Genomic DNA, 11,870 nt, shown 5'->3' on the forward strand with positions numbered 1-11,870 from the left:
AAACTTTGAGGGTGATAAACGGTTTGCTAAAGAAACTGTTCCAATTTAGCAAAAATTCTCATTGTTTCATCGCTATTATGGAATATTCCTCTCTTTTTCACCAAAATTCGTTTCCAGCGTAACATGATGGATACCCAGGTGCTCCAGCTCGTGGCGCAGCGCATTTTTAAGCTGTGCCACGGCGGCGCGGTCCAGCTCCTCCTTTACCACCAATTGGGCGGTAAGCGCATTTTCCGTGGTGCTCATGGCCCAGATGTGGATATGATATATATCCTTTACCCCGGGTACCTGCAGCGCGGTTTTGCGCACCTCCTCCATATCAATGCCGGGCGGTACCGCATCCAGGGAAAGGCGGAGGCTGCTGCGCAGCAGTCCCCAGGTGCTGTACACGATCACGATAATAATGAGCAGGCTCACCACCGGGTCTACCCAGTACCAGCCGGTGCCCATGATCACCAGGCCGGCCACCACCGCACCCAGGGATACCAGGGCGTCCGCCACCAGGTGCAGGTAAGCTCCCTTTACATTCAGATCGCTCTCCTTGTCCTTAAAAAAGAGGAAGGCTGAGGCCGTATTGACGAAGATGCCGATACCTGCTACAATGGCCATAGTGCTGCCCGGCACCGGGGCGGGATCGCTAAAACGGCGCAGCGCCTCGTAAGCAATGGCGCCTACGGCCACCAGCAGGATGAGGGCGTTCAATAACGAGATCAAAATGGTACTTTTGCGATAACCGTAGGTGTAGCGGGAGCTGGATTTTACGCGGGCCAGCCGGAACGCCAGCAGGGAAAGGGCCAGGCTGGCCACGTCGCTGAGGTTGTGCCCGGCATCCGACAACAGTGCCAGGGAGCCGTTCAGGAGGCCCACTACAAATTCTACTATCACGAAGCCCAGGTTCATGGCTATTCCCCAGATAAATGCCCTGTTGAGGTTCGCCTGGCCGGCAGGCGCATGTGTGTGCTGGTGATGGTGAGACATGATATAAATTTAAGAAAGCAGGAGGTAAGAAGTGCGATGCAGGAGATGGAAGCAAGCAGGATGTATGACAAAAAAATGAAAAACCGGTAAAATATCCTGCCCATTCCTTCGTCTTCCTAATTAAGATGCAAAAGTTGCTCCTCTCAAAGACAGCTATGGCCTTAGAACAAAACGCGCGCATACAGGAGACCGTTCAAAAGGAGCGCAAGCGTTTGCTGCATTTTATCCGGCAAAGGGTAAATAATGTGGCGGATGCGGAGGATATTTTGCAGGATGTATTTTACCAGTTCACCGAATACCTGCGGTTGGGCAGCCAGATAGATTCCATCACCGGATGGCTGTTTGCCGTAACCCGGAACAAGATCACCGACTGGTTCCGCAAAAAGCGGGAGAGCAGTTTTTCAGACAATGCCCTGGAATACGAGGGGGAAGAAACGCTGTTCCTTTCCGAAATACTACCTGACCATACCGCCAAGGCGGATACGCCCATGATGCGGAAAATGCTGGCGGAAACCATTATGGAGGCCATAGCCGAACTGCCGGCCGAACAACGCGAAGTTTTCCTGCAGCATGAGGTGGAAGGCAAATCCTTTAAAGAAATGAGCGCTGAAACAGGACTGTCCATTAACACGCTGCTGTCCCGTAAACGCTATGCCGTGCTGTACCTGCGGGAACGGCTGGCGGAGCTGTACCGGGAACTGCTTAATGATTAGAAAAAGTAAATAAAATATTGACAAATGAAACCGGGCATGGTACTTCACTCCTACACAAGGACATGCTAATGCGAGGTTCCATTTGACTGCTAAAAAATAAATTGTTGACAAATGAAACGTAGACCAGGGTTGGGCGTACTGAAATTTATTTTCCTGGGAGCGCTGTTCCTCACCGTACTGGGCTTTGTAGTAATGAGCCTCTGGAACTGGCTGGTACCCTGCCTTTTTCACGGACCGGTCATTAGCTTCTGGCAGGCACTGGGCTTGCTGCTTCTGAGCAAGCTGCTGTTTGGCTGGCATGGACATGCCCATGGCGGCGGCTGGAGCTGGAAACAGCGCTGGAAGGAAAAGATGCGCCGGCGCATGGAAGCCATGACGCCCGAAGAAAGGGAACGGATGAAGGACCGCTGCCGGCAGCGCTTTGGCGGGGGCTTCTGGGAAGAAAAGGAACAACAATAACGCTTAAATATACTGTTATGCACGCCATTCTTGAACAAACCAAACCGTATGCTATGATAGGTATATTCAGGACCAATATAGCAACCCATGAAGACAGGCAACACATGATCTCCGCCATACAGGCCAACTTTGAGGTAGGCACCTGCTATGTGGACCTGGAGGATTGCGACAAAGTGCTGCGTATTACCGAAATGAAGGTGGATGAATATACGATGATCGATTTTGTACAGCAGCAGGGGTTCCTGTGTGAGATACTGGATTAAAGCGGGAAAACGGGGAAAATTTGCGTAACTTATAGGTATGAGAGTTCCCCAAATACTGCTGCCAGCCTGCGTATTTTTTTCCGGCATACTGTTTCCTGCCATCACCGCCTCGCAGGAATTTCCCAAAGGCTGGGTATTCCCCCTGGAAATAGGGCAAGGCGCCGTTACCGCCTTTGATCACACGCCCGATCTGTACCTGGGCAGCCTTTCTTTTACGCCACAATACACTTTGATAACCGGCCGCCTGCGTACAGGCGCTACCGTAGCCGGCGCTTATACCGGCAAGCGTGTTTACGGCATTGCCGGGCCACACCTGGCCGTGCTGCTGACAGACCAGCCCAGGGTGCTGAACAGTACGGTACTGAACGTGCAACTGACTGCCGAACATTGCTGGGGCACCGGGGAACAGCGCCTGGCCGGCGGCGGGCTCACCGCGGAGCTGGGACAGTTGGCCACCTTTTCATTAAAGGCCCTGCGGGATTACCGCCTGGGCGCATGGTGGCTGAGCGCTGGCCTGGGCGTGCATCTATTCAGCAAAAAGCCTTCGGACAACCCGTTTGATGACATACGGTAGGCCGGGCATAAAATGTACGGTTATGGGAAAAACAGCTTTAGTAGTTAGCGGCGGCGGCTCCAAGGGCGCCTTTGCCGTAGGTGTGATAAAATACCTGGCGGAAAACCGGCCGGATATCCGCTTTGATACGCTGTGCGGCACCAGCACCGGCGCTTTAATACTGCCCCTGGTAGCCCTGGACGAAATAGCGCTGCTGGAAACCCTGTATACCACCAAAAAAACCGCCGATGTGGTCCTCACCGGCAATATCGTGAACCGTTTTGTGCGCGCCAATTCCCTGTACGACGCCGCCCCCCTGGCCCGGCAGATCACGGAAGTGTATACGGACGAGCGCTTCCGCAGGCTGGCCGCCCTGAAAAAGGAACTGTTCCTCACCGCCGTATGCCTGCAAACCGGGCGCATCACTTATTTCAGCACTACCGGTATGCCGATGCTGAACCCACAGTATGATGTGGTACGGATCAGCAACGGGCAAACCCTGCGGGAATCCGTGCTGGCCTCCTGCTGCCAGCCCGTGTTCATGCCGCCGATAGAAACCGGCGGGGTGGAGGAAAAGCCCCGGCAGTTTGTAGATGGCGGGCTGCGGGAATATGCGCCCATACAACTGGCCATCGATAACGGCGCCACCGAGATCTACGCCATCCTGCTGACGCCCGAAACCCCCGAAACCAGCCACCAGCGCTTTACCAGCACCTTCAGCATACTGGAGCAAACCATCGGCTGGTTTACGAACGATGTAGCGGTAAATGATGTGCAGATACCCCTGCTGTACAACCGCGCGCTGCAGTACATAGCCGCCGTTAAGCAGCGGATGCAGGCGGCAGGCATACCACCGGCGGATATTGAAAATTATTTTGACGTGCCGGGAGCCAACCCCTTCCTGGGCAAACAGGAGCTGACCATCCACCTCATACGGCCGGACGCGCCGCTGGGCGGAGGCCCCGGCGGACTGGAGTTCAACCCGGAGGAAATGAAGGGCATGCTGGCAAAAGGCATGGAAGTGGCGGAAAGACTGTTCAGTTGAAATAGGCCGCTGTTGTAAAGCTACTCCGCGCGCAACGATCTTACCGGGTTCACCAGGGCCGCTTTTATTCCCTGGTAGCTGACCGTAGCCAATGCAATGATCACTGCTAACGCGCCCGCCAGTACGAACATCCACCAGGAAAGCTCCGTGTGATATTCAATACTGTACAACAACTTTTTCATGACCCATATGGCCGGCGGCGTGGCCAGCGCAAACGCGATCAATACCGGCTTCAGGAAATCGCCGGAAAGCATCACCCAGATCCCGGCTACGCCGGCGCCCAGCACTTTGCGCACGCCAATCTCCTTGGTGCGCCGTTCCGCCACGAAAGCAGACAGGCCAAACAGGCCCAGGCAGGAGATCAGGATAGCCAGGCCTCCCAGCCAAACCATCAGGCTGGTAGCGGCGTTCACGCCCTCGAAAGATCGCTGGTATTCCTCTTTGATAAAACGGAATTCGAACGGATAGCCGGGGTGGATCTCCTTAAAGACCGTTTCTACCTGGGCCAGGGTATTACGCCAGTTATGGTCGTTACGGAAGCGCACAAAGAAATGGCTGATAGCGCCATTATCCAGCCATACCACCATGGGCCGGGGAATGGTCATCGGCCCGTTGTAGACAAAATCGTTCACCACCCCGATCACGGTTTTGCCACCTACCCTGGTCCCAACAACCGGCGCTTGCAGCCCCATTTCCCTAACGGCCGCTTCATTGAGGAGGCAGGTCATGGAATCCGCACCATAAGCGCGGCTGAAATCCCGTCCCTCGGCCAGGCTAAGGCCCATCGTTTTTACCCAGTCATACTGCACATCGGCAATAGCTACGGACAAACGCTCGTCTGCAGTTTTCCCCGGCCATTGCAGGCCGTCTGTAAAGCTGTTGAACCGGATCAGGTTGCTGTTGCCGGCAGACACGCTTTGCACGCCGGCAATCTGTAGCAGGCCGGCCCGCAGGACCTCGTATTTTTTTGCCATATCGCCCCGGGCCGGTATATCCAGCAGGTGTTCCGGGTCGTAGCCGATGGGCCGCTGCTGGGCATAGTACTGCTGCCGGACCATTACAATGGTAGCGATGATCATGAAAATAGAAACGATAAACTGGAAGGTGACCAGCGCCTTGCGAAAAGCGCCTCCTCCCCTGCCGGTGAATATAACGCCTTTGAGCACACGTACCGGCCGGAAGCTGCTGAGGAAGAATGCAGGATAACTGCCCGCCACCAGGCCGGTGAGCAGCGTCATGATGATCAGCCCGGACCATAACTGCCAGTTGGAAAGGTCCAGTTTGAAATACAGGTCCGGCAGGCGATTGAGCCAGGGTATCATCAGCCAGGCCAGCAGCACACCCAATATGAGCGCCAGGAAAGCCATGGACAAAGCTTCCGCCAGGAACTGTAAGATGATGAGGCGGCGGGAAGCGCCCATCACCTTGCGCACGCCTACCTCGCGTGCGCGCTTTTCGGAACGGGCCGTAGCCAGGTTCATAAAATTGATGCAGGCAATCAGCAGCACCATTATGCCGGTAATGCCCATTACCAGCACCACTTCTATCAACCCGCCGTCCTGCACCCCGTTTTCAAAAGTGCCATACAGGTGCAGCCTGGCAAAAGGATAGGCAAACAATTGCTGGTCATTGCCGCTATGCTCGCTGAGCATTTTTTCCAGTTTGCTGTTGAGGCGGGGCAGGCTGGCGCCCGGCAGCGTTTCTATCCAGGTCTTGATGGCGTAATTTGTCCATGAGCCGATCCAGTCTTTATTCTCCTGTTCATATAGCAAGAAGGGCAGCACCATATCAAACTGCAGGGTGCTGTTATGCGGAACATCGCGGATCACCGCACCTACTTTCAGGTTACGGAGGTTATTATGCCGGATGATCTTCCCTACCGCATTTTCATTTCCAAACAATTTCCGGGCCGTGCTTTGCGTGATCACCACTGAGCCTGCATCCTGCAAAACCGCTACAGGATTGCCATCCAGGGCAGGGAAGGTCATCATGCTGAAAAGGTCGGGATCTGCATACAACCCTTTTTCGTAAAAGTTGTTGTCGCCTGCCGCTACCAACTGTTGCCCGGCATCAGTAGCGCGCGCAACACGCCTGATCTCCGGCAATTTGTACAGCGCGCTTTTCAATGGCACCGGCATAGACCGGTGCGTATAAATCTCTCCCCCGACTTTTGTATGCTGCATCAGTAAATGCAATTGCGGCAGGCGCTTGTGGAATTGATTGTAGCCGGTAACATACTGTATCCATATCATGATGAGGATACCTACCGCCAGGCCAATGGCCAGTCCGCCTATGTTGATCACGGATGCGATCCTGTTCTTTAGCAAGTGGCGGTATATGCTGTTAAAATAGTTTTTGAACATGGTGCTGTTTTAGGGTTTATTCTGCCCGCAGGCTCTTTACAGGGTTGATGATTGCTGCTTTTATACTTTGAAAGCTTACGGTGAGCAGGGCGATGCCGGCTGTCAGCAACCCCGCCAGCACAAACATCCACCACTCCACGTGAATGCGATAGGCAAAATCCTGCAGCCAGCGGTCCATGGCGTACCACGCTATCGGGAAGGCAATGATCATGGCGAGGGCTACCGGCTTCAGGAAGCTGGCGGACAAGCGGGCTACGATTTGCTGCACAGATGCCCCCAGCACCTTGCGGATACCGATCTCCTTGGTGCGCTGCTCCGCCGTGAAAGCGGCCAGACCAAACAACCCCAGGCAGGAAATAAAAATGGCCAGGAAGGCAAAGATGCCGGCCAGTTTGCTCACCACCTGCTCGCTGCGGTACAACTGCGCAAACTCCAGGTCGGAGAAAGTATACGTGAAAGGGAACTGCGGGTTCAGTGTTTTGCAGAGCTGTTCCAGGCCGGCCAGCGCCTCCTTTGTTTTGCCGCCACGGATGCGTATCAGGATGGTGCCCCAGGGAATGTTTTCGTCTACACGCAGGATCAGCGGCTCAATAGCCTGGTGCATGGAATTAATATGAAAATCTTCCAGTATGCCGATGATGGTGCCCCGGCGGCCACCCCACCACATGGGTTTGCCGATAGGATCCCGGTAACCTGTTTTTTCCAGGGCCGTTTCATTGATCATATAGCTGGTGGAATCAGCGCCGTACGCACGGGAAAAACCGCGCCCTACTTTTACTTTCAGGCCCATGGTCTCTACAAAATCATAACCTACCGTAGCGTCGGCAAAGGACGTGGCCAGGTCGTCCGGCTTACCCTGCCATTCAATGTCGCCCCGGTGATGCCCAATTACCGTAGGCGATTCTTTCATTTTTGAGATGGCCAGCACGCCGGGCACTTTACGGGCTTCTTCCCGGAACAGCTCGTACTTATTGACCAGGTTTCCTTCTACCGGGATATACAACAGGTTTTCACGATCGTAACCCAGATTCTTGTGCTGTATATAATCCATCTGCCGGTAGATCACGATCATGCTGATCATCAGCATCACGGACAATGCAAACTGGAACACTACCAGGCCTTTGCGGAAGAATACGGCGCCCATACTAAATTTCAGCGTACCCTTCAGCACGCGCACCGGGCTAAGCGAAGACAGGAACAACGCGGGATAGCTGCCGGCGACCATACCGGTAAGCAGCAAGAGGCCTGCCAGGGCGGCCCAGAAAACAGGTTGTCCCACAGGCAGCGCCAACTGCTTGCCGGTAAGCGCATTAAAGGCGGGCAACAGCAGCCATACCAGCAGCAGGGCCGCCACTATCGCGAAACAGGTGAGCAAAAGCGCCTCACCGATGAACTGTGCGATGAGGGCGGTACGGGCGGCGCCTATCACCTTACGCACGCCTACTTCTTTGGCCCTTTTTGCGGAACGGGCCGTAGCCAGGTTCATGAAATTGATGCAGGCGATCAGTAAAATAAATACCGCCACCAGGCTGAAAAGACGCACGTATTCAATACGGCCGCCATCCACCTGCCCGTTCTTAAAAGTGCTGTGCAGGTATTTTTCCGGGTATGGTTGCAGGCCCAGCTCTACCCGGTTGCCCGGCTCCGGTTTCCTGTAACGGTAAATGAAATCTTTGATCCGGGCTTCCACTTTGGCGGGATCTGCATCGGGACGTAACTGCACCAGGGTGCCGGGACTGGTGTTACTCCAGTTGTTCACCCAGGGGTTCTCTTTAATATAGTCGTCCCAGCTTCTCAGGAATTCAAATTTTTGCGAGGCATTGGCCGGCAGGTTCTCAAAAACGGCGGATACCTGGAGGTCCAGCCTGTTATCAAAACGGAGGGTTTTGCCAATGGCATTGGCAGGACTGCCAAAGAACGCCTCCGCAATCCTGTGGGACACCGCTATTAAACCCGGCGCATGCAGCGCCGTAGCCGGGGCGCCTGCCAGTATGGGATAGCTGAACATTTTAAAAAAATCGGCATCTGCAGAAGCGCCCGCGATTTTACTTACTTTATCGCCCACGGACAGTGTAGCGGGCCAGTTGCGCTCCAATGCAGAGGCATACTGCACTTCGGGCACGGCGCTTTTGAGTTCGCGGGCCAGCAGGCCCTGGGTGTAATAAGCCGCATCTACCTGGCCATCATAATAGCTGCGCTCATATACCTGGTACAACAGCTTACCATTGGCATGAAAGCCATCCACCCTACGCTCATCCTGCACCCATAGCATGATCAGCAGGCTGCAGGCCAGTCCCAGCGCCAGGCCGGATATATTGATCACGGAAAAGGCTTTATTGCGGACCAGGTTTCGCCAGGCTATTTTGCAATAGTTCTTTATCATAACAGAGAGGTATGCGCTTATTCCCGTTAAAAATATGCCAATTGATGAATTGAATGGGAATCAGTTATTTAGGGTAACCAGGGGTGTCCGGTTTTGGTACAGGGATGTCCGGTAACGGGCGGTAGTTGTCTCGTCCGGAAATCAGCTCTCCTAAGCCACAAAAGCAGCATGGCGCACGGTAATACCATGCGCCATGCAGTTATATATGCATGTAAAATTTGCTTACTCCGTTCTCATCACGTTATTGTCCCGGTCTATATCCGCCATGCGGTAGCTGGGATCAATTTCCAGGCTGCTCACCTCGCTAAGCGGCACATTCAGCTCCACTTCATAGGTAGGATGCGTCCAGTGCCACCAGGCGTGCGTAACGCGTTCCATGCTGCTGTCCTCCTGCGGCTTTTCACCGAACATGGAGGACAGGGGAATATAATGCATCACTTTTTTGCCATTCGTGGTGGTCAGCACCAGGTCTATCGGCATAGGCATGCCGCCAATGCGGTGCAGGCGCGCCACGGCCTTGCCGTTCTGCTCATACAGGCTGTCAATACCGTAATCAATATGCCTGGTGGTATTTACGAAGAACATGCGATACCAGTCCAGTTGCAGGCCGCTTTCTTTTTCCATGACGCGCATGAAATCGTTCACGTTCGGATGCTTGAAGCGCCATTCCCAGTAATAGCGCAGCAGCCCTTTATCCCGGTTTTGCGCACCGATGACGTAGCCCAACTGCTCCAGGAACACGGCGCCTTTGGCGTAGGAAGAAAGGCTGTAGCCGGCATTGGTGTCAAAATAGTCCGCATGGGTGGACATAGGCTCTTCCAGCCCGGCTTTTACCAGTATAAAATAACCGTTATAAGAGCCGGCATGGGGGTTCCTGCCTTTAAGGGAGTCAATCGTGTGATACACTACATTGTCTTCCGCAAAAGTGGTAAAGCCTTCATCCATCCAGGGGTAGAGGCTTTCGTTGGTGCCCAGCATCATCTGGTACCAGGTATGCATCCATTCGTGCATGGCCAGGCCATACAGGCCGCTGAGCTTCCCGTTGCCCATAATGAGGGTGCCCATAGGATATTCCATACCGCCATCGCCGCCCTGTATAAAGGAATACTGCTTGTAAGGATAGGGGCCGTAATGGTCCCTGATCCAGGCATAGGCGCGGGGCACCATTTTGGCGAACTGTGGCCAGGTTTCCCGGGTGGTCTCATTCTCCAGGTACAGGAAGTGCGCCGTAAAGCCATCTACCTGCTGGGTAATATGCTTATAATCCGGGTCTGCGGCCCACATAAAATCATGCACGTTGGGCGCTACAAAATGCCAGGTAAGGGTATTGCCGGCGGGGCGCTTTACGGTGGCGCCGGGCGCTTCGTAGCCATAGCCGATCTGCTCCGGGTTCTGCAGGTAGCCGGTGCCGCCCAGCACATAGCGCTTATCGATCGTGATCTTTACATCATAGTCGCCCCATACACCGTAGAACTCGCGGGCCACGTAAAAGGTGGGATGCCAGCCTTCATAATCGTACTCACACATTTTAGGATACCACTGCGACATGGAAAAATCCACTCCTTCGGCGTTCTGGCGGCCGCTGCGGCGTACCTGCACCGGCACCTGCGCTTCAAAATCCATGTCGAACACGGTTTTGGAATTGGGCAATACAGGCTTGTCCAGCATCACTTCCAGGATGGTGCCTACCACTTTATATTCCTGGGGGCGGCCGTCGCGTTTCAGGGATATTACTTTCTGGTAGCCGATCTCATCGGGCTGCAGCCTGGAGATGCGGTCGCGCACGCGGCCATCCCAGTCCTGCCGGCCATTGGGCAGAACGGTTTTGCCCAGCTCGCGGCTGCGCACATCCATCATGCTGTTAGGCTGAAAAGCGTTCCAGTACAGGTGATAGAACACTTTATAAAGGGTATCGGGCGAGTTATTGAAGTACTCCAGCTTTTGCTGGCCGTTGAGGCGGTTGGTCTGCACGTTCATTTGCACGTCCATCGTGTATTTTACCCGTTGCTGCCAGCGGTCGGGCTGTGCGTGCAATGATGCGCCTGCCAATAATAATAAGAGCAGGACAGCTCCTGAGAAAGATTGCTTCATCCGTTCGTAGGTTTAAACTGCTAATTTAATCGGTATTTACATTCATGCGCCGCCTACTATCACCACAATCTCCCCTTTAACACCTTTTTCCCTGAAATGGTCCGCCACTTCTTGCAGGGTGCCGCGGGCGTGCTCTTCAAACAGCTTGGTCAGCTCACGGCATACGCAGCAGGGGCGGGAGGGCCCGAAATACTGCACCAGCTCTTCCAGGGTCTTTACCAGGCGCTGGGGGGATTCGTAAAAAACAATCGTGCGCTCATCCTGCGCCAACTGCGTAAGCAGGGTATGGCGGCCCTTTTTCGGGGGCAGGAAGCCTTCAAAGGTGAAGCGGTTCATAGGGATGCCGCTCACCACCAGGGCAGGCACAAAGGCCGTAGCGCCCGGCAGGCACTCTACCGGTATGCCGGCGCGTATGCACTCCCGTACCAGCAGGAAACCGGGATCGGACACGCCGGGGGTGCCGGCATCCGTAAGCAGGGCCATGGTTTTACCGGCCTGCAACTGCTGCACCAGGTGCTGCAGCACTTTATGCTCATTATGCTGATGGTAAGGCGTTACCGGTTTGTTGATATTATAATGCTTCAGCAGCACGCCGGAGGTACGGGTATCTTCCGCCAGCACCAGGTCGGTTTCTTCCAGCACTTTTACAGCGCGGTAGGTGATATCGGCAAGGTTGCCAATGGGAGAAGGAACGATGTAGAGCCTGGACATTATGTTAGCTGCGTAGCTTTTAGCTGCGTAGCTACGAAGCTACGCGGCCAAAGGCTTACTGAATATTTACTTCATAAAATTCCATTACCTGGTTGGCCAGGAGCTTCTGGCAGGCATTTTCCGCCAGTTGTTGGGCTTCTTCTCTGGAAGCGGCCTCTATTTGCAGGGTAATGTGCTTGCCGATCCTTACATCGTGCACCTGGCCCAGGCCAAGGTTCTTTAAACCGCTCATCACCGCTTTCCCCTGGGGATCCAGCAATTCTTTCAGTGGCATCACATTAATGTGTGCAGTAAATGTCATTGTGCTAAAA

11 protein-coding genes are annotated in these 11,870 nt (G+C 54.3%); 5 read left to right on the forward strand and 6 right to left on the reverse strand.

The annotated features are described in order from the left end of the window. Positions 1-75: 75 nt before the first annotated feature. Complete coding sequence (locus tag LX66_RS00395; protein ID WP_145709909.1) at positions 76-978, reverse strand: cation diffusion facilitator family transporter; 903 nt, start codon at positions 976-978, stop codon at positions 76-78. A 155-nt stretch (positions 979-1,133) separates the two neighbouring features. Here LX66_RS00395 and LX66_RS00400 point away from each other — a divergent pair, with 155 nt between their 5' ends. From LX66_RS00400 to LX66_RS00420, 5 genes are all read left to right on the forward strand, one after another. Then, positions 1,134-1,691: an RNA polymerase sigma factor gene (locus tag LX66_RS00400; protein WP_145709910.1), complete on the forward strand. Its 558-nt coding sequence runs from the start codon at positions 1,134-1,136 to the stop codon at positions 1,689-1,691. 111 nt (positions 1,692-1,802) lie between these two features. Further along, the gene (locus LX66_RS00405; protein WP_145709911.1) at positions 1,803-2,150 is read left to right on the forward strand and encodes a hypothetical protein; all 348 of its coding nucleotides are present in this window, start codon (positions 1,803-1,805) and stop codon (positions 2,148-2,150) included. Between the two features lie 53 nt (positions 2,151-2,203). After that, on the forward strand, positions 2,204-2,413 hold the full coding sequence (locus LX66_RS00410) for a hypothetical protein (RefSeq protein WP_145709912.1): 210 nt from the start codon (positions 2,204-2,206) through the stop codon (positions 2,411-2,413). A gap of 37 nt (positions 2,414-2,450) precedes the next feature. Then, positions 2,451-2,987, forward strand: a complete 537-nt coding sequence (locus LX66_RS00415; protein ID WP_145709913.1) for a hypothetical protein — start codon at positions 2,451-2,453, stop codon at positions 2,985-2,987. A gap of 22 nt (positions 2,988-3,009) precedes the next feature. Then, entirely contained in the window at positions 3,010-4,011 is a 1,002-nt protein-coding gene (locus LX66_RS00420; protein WP_158642496.1) for a patatin-like phospholipase family protein, read from the forward strand. A gap of 20 nt (positions 4,012-4,031) precedes the next feature. On the opposite strand, the gene LX66_RS00425 is transcribed toward LX66_RS00420, so the two are convergent. From LX66_RS00425 to purS, 5 genes are all read right to left on the reverse strand, one after another. Continuing rightward, complete coding sequence (locus LX66_RS00425; protein ID WP_145709915.1) at positions 4,032-6,374, reverse strand: ABC transporter permease; 2,343 nt, start codon at positions 6,372-6,374, stop codon at positions 4,032-4,034. A gap of 16 nt (positions 6,375-6,390) precedes the next feature. Then, entirely contained in the window at positions 6,391-8,757 is a 2,367-nt protein-coding gene (locus LX66_RS00430) for an ABC transporter permease (protein ID WP_145709916.1), read from the reverse strand. A gap of 222 nt (positions 8,758-8,979) precedes the next feature. Continuing rightward, positions 8,980-10,848 (reverse strand): M1 family metallopeptidase, encoded by a 1,869-nt coding sequence (locus LX66_RS00435; protein WP_145709917.1) that lies wholly within the window; start codon positions 10,846-10,848, stop codon positions 8,980-8,982. A gap of 42 nt (positions 10,849-10,890) precedes the next feature. Then, the gene (gene rsmI / locus LX66_RS00440; RefSeq protein WP_145709918.1) at positions 10,891-11,559 is read right to left on the reverse strand and encodes a 16S rRNA (cytidine(1402)-2'-O)-methyltransferase; all 669 of its coding nucleotides are present in this window, start codon (positions 11,557-11,559) and stop codon (positions 10,891-10,893) included. 55 nt (positions 11,560-11,614) lie between these two features. Then, complete coding sequence (gene purS, locus LX66_RS00445; RefSeq protein WP_145709919.1) at positions 11,615-11,860, reverse strand: phosphoribosylformylglycinamidine synthase subunit PurS; 246 nt, start codon at positions 11,858-11,860, stop codon at positions 11,615-11,617. Positions 11,861-11,870: the final 10 nt, after the last annotated feature.

The sequence above is a fragment of the Chitinophaga japonensis genome (assembly GCF_007830125.1).
Classification (GTDB): domain Bacteria; phylum Bacteroidota; class Bacteroidia; order Chitinophagales; family Chitinophagaceae; genus Chitinophaga; species Chitinophaga japonensis.

Excerpts from the sequence above, each read along its gene's own strand:
- LX66_RS00395 (WP_145709909.1), bottom strand. The coding sequence starts at position 978 with ATGTCTCACCATCACCAGCACACACATGCGCCTGCCGGCCAGGCGAAC.
- LX66_RS00400 (WP_145709910.1), top strand. The coding sequence starts at position 1,134 with ATGGCCTTAGAACAAAACGCGCGCATACAGGAGACCGTTCAAAAGGAG.
- LX66_RS00405 (WP_145709911.1), top strand. The coding sequence starts at position 1,803 with ATGAAACGTAGACCAGGGTTGGGCGTACTGAAATTTATTTTCCTGGGA.
- LX66_RS00410 (WP_145709912.1), top strand. The coding sequence starts at position 2,204 with ATGATAGGTATATTCAGGACCAATATAGCAACCCATGAAGACAGGCAA.
- LX66_RS00415 (WP_145709913.1), top strand. The coding sequence starts at position 2,451 with ATGAGAGTTCCCCAAATACTGCTGCCAGCCTGCGTATTTTTTTCCGGC.
- LX66_RS00420 (WP_158642496.1), top strand. The coding sequence starts at position 3,010 with ATGGGAAAAACAGCTTTAGTAGTTAGCGGCGGCGGCTCCAAGGGCGCC.
- LX66_RS00425 (WP_145709915.1), bottom strand. The coding sequence starts at position 6,374 with ATGTTCAAAAACTATTTTAACAGCATATACCGCCACTTGCTAAAGAAC.
- LX66_RS00430 (WP_145709916.1), bottom strand. The coding sequence starts at position 8,757 with ATGATAAAGAACTATTGCAAAATAGCCTGGCGAAACCTGGTCCGCAAT.
- LX66_RS00435 (WP_145709917.1), bottom strand. The coding sequence starts at position 10,848 with ATGAAGCAATCTTTCTCAGGAGCTGTCCTGCTCTTATTATTATTGGCA.
- rsmI (WP_145709918.1), bottom strand. The coding sequence starts at position 11,559 with ATGTCCAGGCTCTACATCGTTCCTTCTCCCATTGGCAACCTTGCCGAT.
- purS (WP_145709919.1), bottom strand. The coding sequence starts at position 11,860 with ATGACATTTACTGCACACATTAATGTGATGCCACTGAAAGAATTGCTG.